Raw genomic sequence first — 16,131 nt, 5'->3', positions numbered from 1 at the left:
TTTAAGCCGATGGCGGCATCTTCGATTGAAGGTGCTTTCGGCATGAAGGCGAATTTCGGGCGGGTTTGACTGATGTCCACCAAGCGCTGCTATTACGAAACCCTGGAAGTCGAGCGGAACGCGGACGAATCCAAGCTCAAGTCGGCCTTCCGCAAGCTCGCGATGAAATGGCATCCGGACAGGAATCCAGGTGATGCCACCAGCGAAATGAAATTCAAGGAAATCAACGAGGCCTATGAAGTCCTGAAAGACGGCGACAAGCGCGCCGCCTATGACCGCTACGGCCATGCCGCGTTCGAGCAGGGCATGGGCGGCGGTGGTCCTGGCTTCGGCGCCGGCTTCGCCTCGTCGTTTTCAGATATTTTCGAGGACCTGTTCGGCATGGCCGGGCAGCGCGGGCGCGGCGGCGGACGCGAGCGCGGCGCCGATCTGCGCTACAACATGGAAATCACGCTGGAGGAAGCCTACCTCGGCAAGACCGCGCAGATCGAAATTCCGGTCTCGGTCACCTGCGAGCCCTGTTCGGGCACCGGCGCCAAGGCCGGCACCAAGCCGAAGACCTGCGCGATGTGCGGCGGCGCCGGCCGCGTCCGTCAGGCTCAGGGCTTCTTCACGCTGGAGCGGACCTGCCCCGGCTGTCAGGGCCGCGGTCAGATGATCGAGGACGCCTGCCCGAATTGCGCGGGCACGGGACGGGTGACGCGCGATCGAACGTTGTCGGTCAACATTCCGCAGGGCGTCGAGGACGGCACGCGTATCCGGCTGGCCGGCGAAGGCGAGGCCGGTGTCCGCGGCGGCCCGCCCGGCGACCTCTACATTTTCTTGTCGCTGGCCACCCACGAATTCTTCCAGCGCGACGGCGCCGATTTGCACTGCCGGGTTCCGATCTCAATGGTCGCGGCCGCGCTCGGTGGCGAATTCGAGGTGCCCACCATCGACAAGGGCATGACCAAGGTGAAGGTGCCGGCGGGAACGCAGTCCGGCCGCCGCTTCCGCATTGCATCAAAGGGCATGCCGGTGCTCCGATCGCGCCAGACCGGCGACATGTATGTCCAGGTCATGGTCGAAACGCCGCAGAATCTGACCAAGAAGCAGCAGGAACTGCTCGCCGAGTTCGAAAAGCTGTCCTCCGGGGCAACCCAGCCGGAGGCGTTAGGCTTCTTCACCAAGGTCAAGGACTTCTTCGGCAGCCGCGCTGGCTCCTGAACCGTATGCACGTCGCCGGGGCGAGCGCGGTTCTCGCCCGGCAGTCATGATTCATTCAGCTTGCACAGGGTGTTATCGCCGGATCGCGGGCACTTTAGCGCGTCTGGCGCATTACCGTCTGGCTTGACCATATCCCCGTCGACCTATACGTGTTCATGACTGTTTTTTGACATTCCCGCCCGTCAGCGGGTCCCGCCTGGTAGCGACATGCCTTTGCAATCGTCCGTGCGTGCGTTGAAGAAGCCTCGTCTCGACGACGAGGTGCGCTTCCTTCGTTCATGGATTGAAAAGCCGCTGCACATGGGCGCGGTGATGCCGTCGAGCAAGGTGCTCGCCCGCACCATGGCGCAATATGTCGATGTCGATTCCGAAGGGCCGGTCGTCGAACTTGGGCCCGGGACCGGCGCGATCACCAACGCGCTGATCGAACACGGCGTGGATCAGAAGCGGCTCGTGCTGGTTGAATATAATCCGGGTTTCTGCGCCCTGCTGCGCGATCGCTATCCTCAGGCCAAGGTCGTACAGGGCGATGCCTACACGCTTCGCGCTTCGCTCGGAGATGCGCTGGATGCGCCGGCGTCTGCCGTGATCTCCGGCCTGCCGCTCGTGACAAAACCGATGCTGACCCGCCTAAAGCTGATCCGCGACGCCTTCCTGGCGCTGGCGCCGGGCGCGCCCTTCGTGCAGTTCACCTATTCGGTGGCGCCGCCGATTCCGAAATCGCTGCCGGGCGTGTCCACAGAGGCCTCCGAGCGGATCTGGATGAACCTTCCGCCCGCGCGGGTCTGGGTGTATCGCAAGGGCTAAGCCCGTCCGCCTGCGCGGACGGTTGGCCCCGAGTGCGATTTCTAAGAAATGTCCGCGTTGAAAATCCTCGTGATCCCGGGATCGCTCCGCACCGGCTCGCTCAATGCGAGGCTGGCGGCGGTGGCCGTGCACGAACTGGCGCAGGCCGGCGCCGAAGTCACCCGCATCTCGCTGGTTGATTTTCCGCTGCCGATCTATGATGGCGACCTGCAGGCGAAATCGGGCGTGCCGAAACACGCGGTCAACCTGAAGCGGATGATGGCAGCCCATCATGGCGTGCTGATCGTGACGCCCGAATACAATTCCTCGGTGCCGGCGCTGGTGAAAAACACCATCGACTGGGTCAGCCGGGTGCAGGACGCGCACGAGACCCGCGGCCAGGTGTTTCGCGATCGGGTGTTTGCGATTGCGTCGGCCTCCGGCAACCGGCTCGGTGGCGCCCGCGCGCTGGCCGCGCTGCGGCTGATCCTGTCGGCGTGTCATGCAACCGTGATACCGAACCAGTTCGCGCTGGCATTCGCCGACGATGCCTATGACGAGATGGACCGCCTGAAGAATGCTGCTGATGCCGAGGGGCTGAAAGCGCTGGTGCGGCAGTTGATCGACGTTTCCCAACGCATGATGTGAGGTGACATGCAGCCAGCCAGTATCGCGCCGAAGGATCGGCTGATCGTTGCGCTCGACCTGTCCGGAGTGACTGAAGCGGAAGCGTTGATCGCGCGGCTCGGCGACAGCGTGAGCTTCTACAAGATCGGCTATCAGCTCGCCTATGCCGGCGGCTTGCCGCTGGCGCAGCAACTGGCGAAGTCAGGCAAGAAGGTTTTTATCGATCTCAAGCTGCACGACATCGGCAATACGGTGGCGCGCGGCGTTGAGAGCGTCGCCAAACTCGGCGCGACCTTCCTAACCGTGCACGCCTATCCTCAGACCATGAAGGCCGCGGTCGAGGCGCGCCAAGGCTCGGGTCTGAAAATCCTCGCCGTCACCGTGCTGACCTCTTATGACGATGGCGACCTGCATGCCGCCGGCTATCGTCTCAACGTCTCCGACCTGGTGGAAGCGCGCGCCCAGCAGGCGCAGGTGCTCGGCGTCGACGGCCTCGTCAGCTCGCCGGAAGAGGCGGCCGCGTTGCGCAAGATCGTCGGTCACCAGATGCATCTGGTGACACCGGGTATCCGCCCGGCGGGCGCTGCGACCGGCGACCAGAAGCGCATCATGACGCCGGCGAGGGCGATTGCCGCGGGTGCAGACTATCTGGTGGTCGGACGCCCGATCACGGAAGCCGCCGATCCCAGGCTTGCTGCGGATGCCATTCAGGCGGAAATCAAGCAGGCGATCACGTAACAACAAGAAGGAGATTGAGATGGCCAAAGGATACTGGATCGGACGCGTCGACGTTCACAATGACGAGGGCTACAAGCCGTATATGGCGGCCAATCCGGCCATCTTCCAGAAATTCGGCGGGCGCTTCATCGTGCGCGGCGGCAAGTTTACCGCGGTCGAAGGCCAATGCCGCTCGCGCAATGTGGTGATCGAATTCGACAGCTATGAGAAAGCGCTGGCCTGCTACAATTCGCCGGAATACCAGGCCAACATCAAGGTCCGTCAGCCGCACTCCATCGCGGACCTCATCGTCATCGAGGGCTATGACAGCCCGCAGCCCTGAGCGCTATTCTTACGCACGACATCTACGCCCCTCAGGGCCTCCGCAAAGGTGCGAGGTCCCGTGGAAGCGGCTATTTCCGCGCCGCTTCGCGGGACCCCATCCCATCAAGAAATATGTGCGAATGTTTCCGATCGTGCTTGGCCGATCGGCTCCCGTCGAAAATAGCAGATAGCTGATCGTCATTCCAAGCGAACGCGGGTCTGCGGGCCCAACGTCCGCTATCCGACATTTCTTTTGTCCCCAACTGGGGATTGTGACGCCGCCCCGGCTTCATCAAGTTGCGCGCCATCGAACTCCACATGGATCGTGATGGAAATCGAGCCAACACAAAATCGCTAGTGCATGACGGGCCGCGAGCCGACCCGCATCGCGAACGCGCGGGCGCAAGGAGTAGAAACCATGGCACTCATCAATGGAACGGCTGGCGACGACACATTACCTGGCACGGCAATGGACGACCAGATTAACGGCCTCGCCGGCATGGATACGATAACTGCGTTGGAAGGCGATGACGAGGTGAGCGGCGGGCCCGGCGACGATGTAATCGACGGCGGGGCGGGCAACGACACGCTGAATGGCAATGCCGGGAATGACGAGGTCACCGGTGGCGATGGCGATGATGAGATCAATGGTGGCGCCGGAGACGATACGCTGAACGGAAATGCCGGCATGGACACGATCAATGGAAACGCCGGTAACGACATTATCGACGGCGGAGCCGACGATGATGTTCTGTCTGGTGGCGCAGGCGATGACGACATCCACGGTGGAGATGGAAACGATACCGTTAGCGGCAACGCCGGTGTCGATACCCTCTGGGGCGATGCCGGTGACGACACGCTCAATGGCGGTGCCGGCAACGACGAGCTGAACGGCGGTGACGGCGTCGATACGCTGAATGGCGGTCTCGGCGATGATGTCCTGAACGGCGACGCGGGAACCGATACGCTCAACGGCGGCCTGGGCAATGACGAGTTGAACGGCGGTGCCGATAACGACGTTCTGAATGGTGGCGCCGGCAACGATACGCTGAATGGCGACGACGGTGACGACACCATGAATGGTGGCGCCGGCGCGGATACCATGGATGGCGGTGCCGGCAACGATACGATGTCTGGCGACGCCGGCGACGACGTCATGGCCGGTGGCGCGGGTGACGACGTCATGAGCGGCGGCGACGGAGACGACGAGCTCAGCGGTGGCGACGGCACCGATACGTTGGACGGCGATGCCGGAGATGACACGCTCGATGGCGGCGACGGCAGCGATACGCTGAATGGCGGCGACGGAGCCGACATACTGGCGGGCGGTGCCGGCGCCGACACTCTGAACGGCGATGCCGGTGACGACGAGCTGGACGGCGGCGCTGGCGCCGATGTCCTCAATGGTGGAGCCGGCGACGATCTGCTGACCGGCGGTGGCGGAACGGATACGCTCAACTTCGGCGATGGAACCGGAGCCAGCTTCGGCGACGACGAAGTCACCGATTTCAGCTTTGACGACGGCGATCAGATCAATGTCGATGCCGCAGTCGGATTTGATCCGACCACGGTCGTCGTCGATGACGACGGCACCAATACGGTGATAGACTTCGGCTTCGGCAGCATCACGCTCGATGGAATCTCGGGTGGCGCAACGGCATTCACGTCGATCGACGACATCAACGACGCCGCCGGCGATACGCTTATCGAAATCGTGTAATGCCTGCTTCGGTGGGGCGGCCGCCGGGCCGCCCCGCTCCGGCCCTCTGCAGTACTCAATTCGTGACAGTGCCGGCCGCTCATGCACTTGCGTACTCGTTGTGAAACCCCAGCGCCTAGCCAGCGCTCGCTGCTTGGATTGATTCCGGGGCGATCCGCATTGATGTGGATCGTCGCATTCAGCGTGTCGATCAACATGCTGCTCCTGGTCGTGCCCTTGTACTCTATCGAAGTGTTCGATCGGGTGATCAGCAGCGGTAGCGTCGAAACGCTTGTCGGTCTCACCGTGATCGCCGTAATTGCTCTTGTTTTCTGCGCCGCGTTCGACACCCTGCGCAGCCGGCTACTCAGTCGCTTTGCGGTTAGATTTGAGCGCTACCTCGCTCCCATCGTGCTTGAAAGCATGATTGTTGATGCCACCAATCGCGGCGACAGCAGGGCGCAAGATCTTGTAAGGCTACGCGAGTTGAGGACGTTCCTTTCCAGCGCAACGATTGCATCGCTGCTCGATGCTCCCTTTCTTCCGGCGTTTATTTTCATCCTGTTCTTTCTGCACCCCTGGTACGGCCTGATTGCGCTGGTCGGATCGGCGATTCTGCTCGCCATGGGCATCGCCAGCCGCTGGATCGCGCGCACTGAAATTGCGCAGTCGTCCCAGGCCGCACAGAAGACCCAGGCTGCTCTCGACGGAATTGTCCGGCATTCCGCTCTGGTGCGTGCGATGGGCTGGACCAGAGGTGCCATCCGCGAATTCATGGACCTCAACGACCAGGCCTTGTCTCCCGTGGTTCGAGCCAGCGAGCGCGTTTATGCAATCGGCGCTGCGGCGCGCATGGTGAGAACGATATTGCAGGTAGCCGCGATCGGCGCAGGTGCCTGGCTCGTTCTACAGAGCGAAGTGCTGGCGGGCAGCCTGATTGCGAGTTCGATCCTGATCGCCCGCACGCTGCAGCCGATGGAGGGTCTGATCTCGGCGCGGCGCGTGCTTACATCCGCGCGCGAGGCCTGGACACAAGTTCAGGCTGCTGCAGCGCCGGTTCTTGTTCGAGAGAAACGTACGCTGCTTCCGTCGCCATCCGGCAGAATTGAAGTCGAGCGGGTGACATATCGGACGGCTACGATGCCGCGCCCAATCCTCGCAGGCATAAATTTTCGATGCCCGCCCTCCAGGCTAGTCGTCGTGATCGGCCCAACTGGCGCCGGAAAATCGACCTTGCTGCGCCTGATGGCAGGGCTGGAACGACCGAGTGGCGGCACGATCCGGCTGGACGACGCGGCCCTGCATAACTGGGACCCTGACCAGCTTGGTCAGTTTGTCGGTTACCTTCCTCAGGACGTGCAGCTTCTGGGCGGCACGGTGGCCGAAGCTATCGCCGGCTTTGAAGAGCATGCGCGTGACCAGGACATCGTTGCCGCGGCCATGCTCGCGCAGGCTCATGAGATGATCCAGTCTCTGCCAGCCGGCTACCAGACCGAAATAGGGCGCGACGGTAACAAGCTTTCCGGTGGCCAGCGCCAGCGTATCGGTCTTGCCCGTGCCTTCTTTGGCAATCGCAAATTAGTCCTGCTGGATGAACCAAATGCCAATCTCGACCCGGAGGGCGAGCAAGCGCTATGTTCCGCCATCGAGCTGGCGAAAGCGCGCGGCACGACACTGGTCATTGTCACCCATCGGCCTCGACTATTGACCATCGCAGATGCAGTGCTCTTTTTGAGGGATGGCGTGCAGCTCGCTTTCGGGCCGCCTGATGACGTTCTCCGTTTCCCTGTCACCTCCGTCTCGAAGCCGCACGTAGTCCGGCACAGTACGGAATCTCCGAAACTGGCCACGGGGAGAACTGCTCGATGACGGAAAGAGGTCAAGATCGTGCAGTCGTCGTTCCCCACAAGGAACGGCCACGATCCGATATGCGGCGGATCGTCGGATGGGGATGCGTGCTGCTCGTTCTGCAATTCTGCTGCTTCGGGGTGTGGGCTATGACAGTCCCGCTTCGCGGCGCGGTTGTGGCATCAGGTGTCATAAAGGTTCATTCGAAGCGCAAGGCAGTCCAGCATCTTGAAGGAGGAATAGTAAGATCGATTCACGTCAGGGAGAACGATCAGGTCAAGGCCGGCCAGCTCATCGCCCGGCTCGACACCACCCAGATTGAAGCAAACCTCGGCTCGTTGGCGACGAAATATTTCTCGGTCCTGGCGATGGAGGCGCGGCTGGCGGCAGAAGAGGCCGGCGCAGAATCGATCTTGTTTCCTGACGAACTGAAGAAAAACGCGAACCATGCGTCCGCGCGCATTGCCATGCAAACGCAGGAGGCCGAGTTTGCGGCGCGACTGGCCGCGATCGAGAATGAGCGCAAAATGATCGATCAGCAGATGCTGCAATTGACGGACTCCATCCGCGGCCTCGAAAGCAGCACCAAGGGTGTCGAGCAGCAACTTGCGTTATTGCAAGAGGAAATAGCTGACACCAGCTATCTCCTCTCAAAGGGCCTCGCCCGAAAGCCACGGCTGTTGGCCCTGAAGCGAGCCGAAGCCGAAGCCAGCGGGCAGATTGCTCGCAATTCGGCGTCGGTGGCGGAGAAGCGAGGCAAAATGGCGGAGCTCGAGGACAGGCGTCGACAACTCGGCTTCAATCAGAATCAAGAAGTCGCGAAGCTGCGGCATGCGGCGAGCGAAGAGATTGGGGATCTGCGACATCGAATTGCCGCTTTGCGGGATCAATTGAGCCGGTCTGAACTGCATGCTCCCGAGAGTGGAAAGATCGTGGGCCTCAACAGCCGAGATCTTAGAGCCGTGCTTGCGCCCCGCGAAACGCTCCTCGAAATCGTTCCAACAGAGGACCGGCTTGTCATCGAGGCAGCATTGAAACCAATAGATCGGGAGGAGGTTCATGCCGGACAGGCCGCGCGCGTGCGGGTTCACGCCCTGAATATTCGTCGCCGCCCCATGCTCGATGGAAGAGTCGTCGCCGTGGCGGCAGACGCGCTGACCGATGCCAAGAGCGGCGTCACGTCCTACATGGCGGAGGTGGAACTCGATACCGACGCGCCGACCGCCTCTTACTTCTCTTCGTTAGTGCCGGGAATGCCCGTTGAGATATTTATCGAGACGGGAGAAAGAACCTTTGCGGAATATTTACTGCAGCCAATGGAACTGCGTATCAACCGCGCGTTTAAGGAGCACTAAGCCGTCGGCATGAGTTCGACGGCATCTTGTTACGGGAGGCGCCCGTGCATGAAAATGGCAAAACACTACCCTCCAGGCAGGGTGGATTTCGCTTCAATGACGCTGAGCGCGGCGAGCCTCTTCAGTACGCCGAAGACCCTCCGATAGGGGGCCCTGCGAAGCAAGGCCCAGACCGGAGCGCGATGGAATATTTCGGCAAGGCTGTCGCCGAACTGTTCGATTGCAACAGTTGCTACGTCGCGGCCATGTCTCACACCGGTGGATCGGAGCTTAACGAGGTCCGGATCGGACACGCCGCAATCGATCCCTCGTGCACCATGACCGTCGCCCGAATTGCCCGCAAGGGCGCCGGGGCAGATTGCGCCTTTCTCGAACCTGTCAACGCACGCACCACGTTTGTGCGGAGACTGATCGGCTCCGAGCCAGGAACAAGCGGTCATTCCGTCATCGGCAGATTTGCCTCTCGCGACAGATCGACCGTAGTGTTTGTCGCAGGTTGGCGGCAGGCTGCGCTGGTTCGGGCCGAAATTCCGTGTCTCGCGCGTGCGGTGCGTACGGTTTGGGAGACGGCTCATTCCCTCGTGCAGTATTCACCCAATCGACATCCGGACGCAGAAATCTGGCTGGAAAACCTGGCATTCCCTGCGTTCATCGTGGACGAAGGCCTGCATGTTCACGAGGTCAACCGCTGTGGTCGAGCACTATCTGCAAGGGGCGAACTTCTCAAGGTGGATGGTGGCAGGCTCGCAGGGTCCAGCAGACTGGTAACCGAGCGTTTGAGGGTGGCGATCCGCGAGGCGTTGATTCCCAGGCCCGGTCAGGGCTGGCTGAACACAACCGTGCCCCTCTCTACCGAGCGTCAGCAGTTTGCCTTCGCCAAGATCGGAGCCGCACCAACACATTGCGACAGGGGGATGGCGTTGGTCATCGTGCCGCAATTCGATGAAGTGCTGGGGGCACACCGTATTGCATCCGCCTTCGGCTTGAACTGGGCTGAAGAGAGAATCATCGCCCGGATTCTTCAATTCCAGAGTCCACGTGATATCGGCGCCGACCTTCGGTTGACCGAGGCGACCGTAAGAACCTACACCAAGCGCATTATGCTCAAGTTGGGAATTAATCGGCAGGCCGAGTTCTTTCTGCTTTATCATCTCACGCAGTCCCCATTCGGAGCCGGCAGGCGCGAAAAGGCTGTCGCGCCGATGTCACCGGATTGCCGGTTGCTCTGTGCGGCTGATAAGCGGCCTCCGAATTGATGCGCCAGCTTTTGCGATGGTCCAGGACTTCAAGCGTCGTGTGACTTCTTATCGAGCCTTTGCCATCGCGGCGGCACTGGGCTTTTCTTCCAATGCGATCGCCGAGAGCATTCAATTGAGCATGCGCGTGGCACCTACAAGGCCACATATGGCGTGGAGCGCGACGGCCGGATGGTTCTGGAGAGAAAGCTGGAACTCACCCTCTAGAGCAACCCGTCTTCGGGGCATCTGGTTTCCGTCGGCGGACACGACGCCGACCGATCCCGATCATGGCAGGATCGAGTAGGGCAGGGCAGGATCGCCACCCTGATTGCCCTCTCGCCTCCGCCCGTCCGGATCGCTTTGGCCGCCGGCGGGAGCCGCAAAAGCGCCTGATTGGTTGCCGGAACGGCCTCATCCCGCTATAGGGCGTGCAGAGGTAAAAGCCATGGCCGATATGCGATTGATCGTAGCGGGGGCTGGCGGCCGGATGGGCCGCGCGCTGGTGCGCGTCATTTCGGAAACGCCGGGTGCGGTGCTGACCGGGGCGCTGGAAGCGCCGGGCTCGGAACTTCTGGGCAAGGATGCCGGCGTGCTCGCCGGCCTGCCGGCCAATGGCGTCGAGTTGTCGGCGGACCTCTGGAAGCTGTCCTCCAATGCCGACGGCATTCTGGATTTCACCGTGCCCGCCGCCACCATCGCCAATGTCGCGATCGCTGCCGAACGCGGCCTGGTGCACATCGTCGGAACCACCGGCCTGTCGGTATCAGACATGGCGGTCATCAAGAGCGTCACCTCGCGTGCGGTGGTGGTGCAGTCCGGCAATATGAGCCTCGGCGTCAATCTGCTCGCCGCGCTGGTCAAGCGTGTCGCGCAGTCGCTGGACGAAAGTTTTGACATCGAAATCCTCGAGGTGCACCACAAGGCCAAGATCGACGCGCCCTCGGGCACGGCCTTCCTGCTCGGTGAAGCTGCCGCCGCCGGCCGCGGCGTCGACCTCCACGCCCGCTCCGCGCGCGGCCGCGACGGCCAGACCGGCGCCCGCCGACCCGGCGATATCGGCTTCGCTTCGCTTCGCGGCGGCACCGTCACCGGCGATCACTCCGTGATCTTCGCGGGTCCGATGGAGCGGATCGAACTGACCCACCGCGCCGAGGACCGGACCATGTTCGCGCAGGGCGCGATCAAGGCGGCGCTGTGGGCGCGGGGCAAGACGCCCGGCTTCTACACGATGACCGACGTGCTGGGGCTCGCAGACTTCTAACCATCGAAAAACGGAATCCTGGAATGAGCGATCGTCTTCTCGTGCTCGTGCGGCACGGCCAGAGCGACTGGAATTTGAAGAACCTGTTCACCGGCTGGAAGGACCCCGACCTCTCCGAACTCGGTGTATCGGAAGCAAAAGAGGCCGGCCGCAAGCTGAAGGCGCAGGGATTGACGTTCGATGTCGCCTTTACCTCGGTGCTGAAGCGGGCGCAGCGCACGCTCGACCTGGCGCTGGCCGAGATCGGCCAGACCGGATTGCCGACCAAATGCGATCTGGCGCTCAACGAACGCGATTACGGCGAGCTCTCGGGACTCAACAAGGATGACGCCCGCAAGAAATGGGGTGAAGAGCAGGTCTTGATCTGGCGCCGCTCCTATGACGTGCCGCCGCCCGGAGGCGAAAGCCTCAAGGACACGCTGGCGCGCGCGCTGCCGTATTACGTGCAGGAGATTCTGCCTGGCGTGCTGCGCGGTGAGCGCACGCTGGTCGCCGCCCACGGCAACTCGCTGCGTGCGCTGATCATGGTGCTGGAGAAGCTGACGCCCGAGCAGATATTGAAGCGCGAACTCGCGACCGGCGCGCCCGTGATCTACCGGCTCAATGCCGATTCGACGGTCGCGTCGAAGCTCGATCTGGCGGCGTAGGTAGGCAAAGCCAACGGGTCGCGCGAATGCGCGCCGGCGACGAGCGCAAGGCCGCTCGCGGAGTGATGACAGGCTCCGCGTGCCCACCATTTCAGTTGACGATCAGGAGAGATGGTGGGCACGGCGCAAGAGCGCCTTTGCCCACCCTACGAAATTCAATGCAATCCGACCTGCCCCGCTTCCCAGCCGAGCATCGCCTGCTTGCGCGTGATGCCCCAGTGATAGCCGGTTAGGGCGCCGCCTTTGCCGAGGGCGCGATGGCAGGGCACCACGAACGACACCGGGTTGCGGCCGACCGCGGCGCCGACCGCGCGCGAGGCTTTCGGGCTTTTGATCTTGGTGGCGATGTCGGAATAACAGACCGCGCGGCCCATCGGGATCTTCAACAGCGTCTCCCACACCCGCACCTCGAAATCGGTGCCGATCAGCACCACGCGCAACGGCTGGTCCGGCCGCCACAGCCGCGTATCGAAGATGCGTTGGGCGAGGCCAACGGTGCCGTCATGGTCCTCGACATAGGTCGCATTCGGCCAGCGCCGCTTCATGTCGGCGAACGCCGTCGGCTCGTCGCCGGGATCGGCGAAGGCGAGCCCCGCAAGGCCTCGCTCGCTCGCGATCACGATGGCCGTGCCGAATGGCGAAGCATGGAACCCGTAACTCAGCGTCATGCCGGCGCCGCCATTCTTCCATTCGCCCGGCGACATCGCTTCATGGGTGACGAAGAGATCATGCAGCCGGCCCGGGCCGGAAAGCCCCGAGTCGAGCGCGGCATCGAGCACGCTCGCGGAATCGCGCAACAAGCCCTTCGCATGGTCCAGAGTGAGCGCCTGCATAAACGCCTTCGGCGTCAGTCCGGCCCAGCGGCGGAATAGATGGTGCAGTTCGTCCGGCGTCACGGCGGCGGCATCCGCCATCGCTTCGATGGTCGGCTGCGCGCGCCAATGTTCCGAGATGAACGCGATGGCGCGGCGCACCGAGTCATAGTCGCGCAGCGCGGCGCTCTGGTGGCCCGGCTTGGCCAGGCGCTGGTCATGTATGGCTGATATCATCATAGGGTCTGATTTAGGGGGCATGCGGCCTCCAAACCACCCGATTTCTGACAACCACCTCAAGCCACCGGATTATAGGTCGGCCCGCGCTTGGCGACCTGTAGTGCGGCCAATAAGGCTTTGGCAAAGCTGGCTTTTTCGTCGGGTCCCAGGACTTGGCCGATCGATACCCGGTGGCCGCGGGAGACCAGGTAAAGCCGCTCGATGCCGAATTCCGGGTCGCCGGTCTGCTCCAGTTGCACCCAGAGCGGATTGCACGACCATTCCATCAGATGGCCGCGATGGCTGACCCGCCGGACGCGCAACTCCGTCGGCGTCACCATGATGTCCTCGGTGGCATCAGCACTGCGAAAATTGACCCGGAACGCCCAGTAAATCACCAGCACATCAAGGCCGAAAAAGCCGACCACTGGCCAGGCGCCCATCAGCATAAATGCGATGCCGGCGACAAAGCTCACGCCGCCGATGAAAATCATCAGCACCAAAAAGCCGGTGCGGTTGAGCGAACGATGCGGCGTCACCCGCGCCGAAAACAGCGTCGGCTGATCAAGCGTCGGATCAAAGTCGTTGCTTGCGGTCATCGCGTATCAGTATATCCCCGATCATGGCCAAAATCATCCGCGCTTCCGGCGCCAAGACCAATGTTCCGTCCGTGCCGAAGAAGCCGACGAAGAGGGGCGCCAAGGCGTTGCCCAAGCCGAAGAAATCGCCGAAGCCAAAACCCTGGACGCCGGCCGAGATCCACGAGGCCTTCAGCCGATTTCGCAAGGCCAATCCGGAGCCGAAGGGCGAACTCGAACATCTCAACCCTTACACGCTGCTGGTGGCGGTGGTGCTGTCGGCGCAGGCGACCGACGCCGGCGTCAACAAGGCGACGCGCGCGCTGTTTGCGGTGGCCGATACGCCGGAGAAGATGCTGGCGCTCGGCGAAGACAAGGTGCGCGACTACATCAGGACCATCGGGCTCTATCGCAACAAGGCGAAAAACGTCATCGCGCTATCGCAAAAGCTGATTGATGAATTCGGCGGCGAGGTGCCGCGCACCCGCGCTGAAATCGAATCGCTGCCCGGCGCCGGGCGCAAGACCGCCAACGTCGTGCTCAACATGGCCTATGGCGAACACACCATGGCGGTCGATACGCATGTGTTCCGCGTCGGAAATCGCACCGGTCTCGCGTCCGGCAATACGCCGCTCGAGGTCGAGCTAGGGCTGGAAAAGGTGATCCCGCCGGAATTCATGCGGCACGCCCATCATTGGCTGATCCTGCACGGGCGCTATACCTGCCTCGCGCGCAAGCCGCGCTGCGAGGTGTGCTTGATCAACGATCTGTGCCAGTGGCCCGAAAAGACGGTGTGAGTCCCTTCTCCCTCTCCTCGCGAAGAGCGGGAGAGGGAGAAGATTACACCACCGGCATGCCGGGCTTGCGCGCGGGCTCGATCAACTCCGGCCGCGGGCCCGACAGCTGCTTGTGCATGTGGACCATGAAGGCCATGCCGAACAGCGGCGTCGCCAGATTGACGATCGGGATCGACACGAACGCCGCAATGAAGAGGCCCGCGGTAAACACGGTCGCCGCGTGGTCCTTGCGCATCGCCTTGGCTTCCGTCGGCGGGCGAAAGCGCATGGCGGCGAGTTCGAAATATTCGCGGCCCAAAAGCCACGCCGTGGCGATGAAGAAGATCAGGAAGCCGGCGCCTGCGAACAGCACGAAGGGCAGCGCAATCAGGTAGACCAGAATGGTGAGCAGCGCCGTCTTTATGCCCTCGGGGATGGCGACGCCGAGCGGCAGCGCGTCGCCTGGACGCTCCGCCGGATAGTGTTCGCGCTCGACATGCTCGGCGACGTCATCGACGAACACGCTCGCAACCAGCGAGGTGACCGCCGGCATCAAGAAGATCCCGCCGAGCACGACGCCAAGGCCGGCTGCGATCGAGATGATCCAGGAAAGGATATTGAGCGACGTGTGGAAGCCCGGGCCGAGCATCGCCTCGGCCCAGACTTCGCCGTACTCAGCGAACCAGCTCAACGCGCGCTGCAAGCCAACGGCCAGCACCGTAATCAGCACCAGCGCCAGCCCGATCGAGCGCCACAGGATGGTGCGCATCGGCGGCGACAGGATCTGCGAAAGCGCCTTGGCGGCGGCGTCCAACATGGCGGTTCTGCCTCTTGTGAAAAAGCCCTCGCGAGAGGTAGATAGCCGCAAGGGCTTCGGCAAGAGCCTGCCCCTCCCGGGAGGCGAGACTGCCGTCAAGAACAATGCCGCATGAGGCTGCCATGACCCGTGTCCAGGAAATCTATCCCGACAACAAGATCGTGCTGCGCGAGGTCGGTTTGCGCGACGGCCTGCAGCTCGTGAAGATATTTCCGTCCACATCCGCCAAGCAGCGCTGGATTCGCGATGAGTATGCCGCCGGTGTGCGCCATTTCGAGGTTGGCTCGTTCCTGCCGCAAAAGACGTTTCCGCAGTTCGCCGATGTGCACGACATCATCGGGACCGTGGCGTCGCTGCCCGGCGCCTACGGCATCGCGCTGACGCTGAACGAGCGTGGCGCCAACGAGGCGCTGGCGTCTGGCGTGGCCGAAGTCGCTTCGGTGGTTTCGGCTACTGAAGAACACAGCCAGGCCAACGCCAACCGGTCGCGGGTGTCAGCGATCGCCAACGTCAGGCGGCTCTGCGAATTGCGCGAGGCCAGCGCGCACCGACCGGTGGTGAACGCCGCGATCTCGATGGCGCTGGGCTGTTCGATCGTAGGTCCCGTAGACCCTGCCGAAGTGCTGCGGCTGACGGAAAAGCTGTTCGAGGCCGGCGTCGACATGGTCGCGATCGCCGACACGGTCGGCTATGCCGGGCCGAAGCAGGTCGGCGAACTCGTCGCAGGCGCAGTGAAGATCGCAGGTGGAAAGCCGATCTGCATTCACCTGCATGACACGCGCGGCATGGGGATCGCCAACGCTTCCGCCGCGCTCGATGCCGGCGCGCGCGTGCTCGATGGATCGCTCGGCGGCCTCGGTGGTTGCCCGTTCGCGCCGGGCGCGACCGGCAACGTGGTGTTCGAGGATCTGGTGTTTCTGTGCGAGAGCAAGGGATTTGCCACAGGCATCGATATTGAAAAGTTGATCGCAGTGCGCGGCATTCTGAAATCGGAAATGCCGGGTGAGACGCTGTATGGCGGGCTGGCACGCGCCGGATTGCCGCGCGGGAAGGCGGCGACGGCGGCGTGATGGGCGTCGACTGAGTTGGCTTACGACGACGCTTCTACACGGGAAGTATGTTCCCTCCCCCCTTGCGGGGGAGGTTAGGGAGAGGGGTGGCCGCAACGGCAGTGCTCGTTGTCAACGGGACCCGTGGGCAAAGCTATCGACGATCTGTCCG

16 protein-coding genes are annotated in these 16,131 nt (G+C 62.7%); 13 read left to right on the top strand and 3 right to left on the bottom strand.

Features of this window, described 5'->3' with window-relative positions; all coding sequences use genetic code 11:
* The first annotated feature begins 72 nt into the window (after nt 1-72).
* The 11 genes from dnaJ (at nt 73) to V1278_RS02965 (ending at nt 11,708) form a co-directional block, all read left to right on the top strand.
* Nucleotides 73-1,206, top strand: a complete 1,134-nt coding sequence (gene dnaJ, locus V1278_RS03015; protein WP_334379661.1) for a molecular chaperone DnaJ — start codon at nt 73-75, stop codon at nt 1,204-1,206.
* A gap of 207 nt (nt 1,207-1,413) precedes the next feature.
* Nucleotides 1,414-2,013, top strand: coding sequence for a class I SAM-dependent methyltransferase (locus V1278_RS03010; protein ID WP_334365815.1), 600 nt, complete (start codon nt 1,414-1,416; stop codon nt 2,011-2,013).
* Nucleotides 2,014-2,061: 48 nt separating this feature from the next.
* Nucleotides 2,062-2,640, top strand: a complete 579-nt coding sequence (locus V1278_RS03005) for an NADPH-dependent FMN reductase (protein WP_334365816.1) — start codon at nt 2,062-2,064, stop codon at nt 2,638-2,640.
* A 6-nt stretch (nt 2,641-2,646) separates the two neighbouring features.
* Nucleotides 2,647-3,357, top strand: coding sequence for an orotidine-5'-phosphate decarboxylase (pyrF, locus tag V1278_RS03000; RefSeq protein WP_334379660.1), 711 nt, complete (start codon nt 2,647-2,649; stop codon nt 3,355-3,357).
* A gap of 19 nt (nt 3,358-3,376) precedes the next feature.
* On the top strand, nt 3,377-3,679 hold the full coding sequence (locus V1278_RS02995) for a DUF1330 domain-containing protein (protein WP_334365818.1): 303 nt from the start codon (nt 3,377-3,379) through the stop codon (nt 3,677-3,679).
* A 342-nt stretch (nt 3,680-4,021) separates the two neighbouring features.
* The gene (locus tag V1278_RS02990; protein WP_334379659.1) at nt 4,022-5,380 is read left to right on the top strand and encodes a calcium-binding protein; all 1,359 of its coding nucleotides are present in this window, start codon (nt 4,022-4,024) and stop codon (nt 5,378-5,380) included.
* A gap of 162 nt (nt 5,381-5,542) precedes the next feature.
* Complete coding sequence (locus V1278_RS02985; RefSeq protein ID WP_334384086.1) at nt 5,543-7,228, top strand: type I secretion system permease/ATPase; 1,686 nt, start codon at nt 5,543-5,545, stop codon at nt 7,226-7,228.
* Complete coding sequence (locus tag V1278_RS02980) at nt 7,225-8,562, top strand: HlyD family type I secretion periplasmic adaptor subunit (RefSeq protein ID WP_334379658.1); 1,338 nt, start codon at nt 7,225-7,227, stop codon at nt 8,560-8,562. Before V1278_RS02985 ends, V1278_RS02980 begins: the two co-directional genes overlap by 4 nt.
* Nucleotides 8,563-8,744: 182 nt before the next feature.
* Nucleotides 8,745-9,818, top strand: coding sequence for a helix-turn-helix transcriptional regulator (locus V1278_RS02975; RefSeq protein WP_334379657.1), 1,074 nt, complete (start codon nt 8,745-8,747; stop codon nt 9,816-9,818).
* 427 nt (nt 9,819-10,245) lie between these two features.
* Entirely contained in the window at nt 10,246-11,061 is an 816-nt protein-coding gene (dapB, locus tag V1278_RS02970; protein WP_334379656.1) for a 4-hydroxy-tetrahydrodipicolinate reductase, read from the top strand.
* A gap of 23 nt (nt 11,062-11,084) precedes the next feature.
* A complete protein-coding gene (locus V1278_RS02965) occupies nt 11,085-11,708 on the top strand; it encodes a 2,3-bisphosphoglycerate-dependent phosphoglycerate mutase (RefSeq protein WP_334365828.1) in 624 nt (207 codons plus the stop codon).
* 155 nt (nt 11,709-11,863) lie between these two features.
* Here the strand turns inward: V1278_RS02965 and V1278_RS02960 are convergent, their stop codons facing one another.
* Together V1278_RS02960 and V1278_RS02955 are read right to left on the bottom strand one after the other, a co-directional pair.
* The gene (locus V1278_RS02960; RefSeq protein ID WP_334384085.1) at nt 11,864-12,760 is read right to left on the bottom strand and encodes a bifunctional helix-turn-helix domain-containing protein/methylated-DNA--[protein]-cysteine S-methyltransferase; all 897 of its coding nucleotides are present in this window, start codon (nt 12,758-12,760) and stop codon (nt 11,864-11,866) included.
* Between the two features lie 56 nt (nt 12,761-12,816).
* Nucleotides 12,817-13,338 (bottom strand): DUF2244 domain-containing protein, encoded by a 522-nt coding sequence (locus V1278_RS02955; RefSeq protein WP_334379655.1) that lies wholly within the window; start codon nt 13,336-13,338, stop codon nt 12,817-12,819.
* Between the two features lie 23 nt (nt 13,339-13,361).
* On the opposite strand from V1278_RS02955, the gene nth reads away from it, so the two are divergent.
* Nucleotides 13,362-14,114: an endonuclease III gene (gene nth, locus V1278_RS02950; RefSeq protein ID WP_334365830.1), complete on the top strand. Its 753-nt coding sequence runs from the start codon at nt 13,362-13,364 to the stop codon at nt 14,112-14,114.
* Nucleotides 14,115-14,157: 43 nt separating this feature from the next.
* On the opposite strand, the gene V1278_RS02945 is transcribed toward nth, so the two are convergent.
* Nucleotides 14,158-14,910 (bottom strand): sulfate transporter family protein, encoded by a 753-nt coding sequence (locus V1278_RS02945; RefSeq protein WP_334379654.1) that lies wholly within the window; start codon nt 14,908-14,910, stop codon nt 14,158-14,160.
* 122 nt (nt 14,911-15,032) lie between these two features.
* On the opposite strand from V1278_RS02945, the gene V1278_RS02940 reads away from it, so the two are divergent.
* A complete protein-coding gene (locus V1278_RS02940) occupies nt 15,033-15,980 on the top strand; it encodes a hydroxymethylglutaryl-CoA lyase (protein WP_334379653.1) in 948 nt (315 codons plus the stop codon).
* The last annotated feature ends 151 nt before the right edge of the window (nt 15,981-16,131 follow it).

The organism is Bradyrhizobium sp. AZCC 1577 (assembly GCF_036924575.1).
In the GTDB taxonomy this organism is placed as follows: Bacteria; Pseudomonadota; Alphaproteobacteria; order Rhizobiales; family Xanthobacteraceae; genus Bradyrhizobium.
This window is presented reverse-complemented; position numbering and strand designations above follow the sequence as displayed.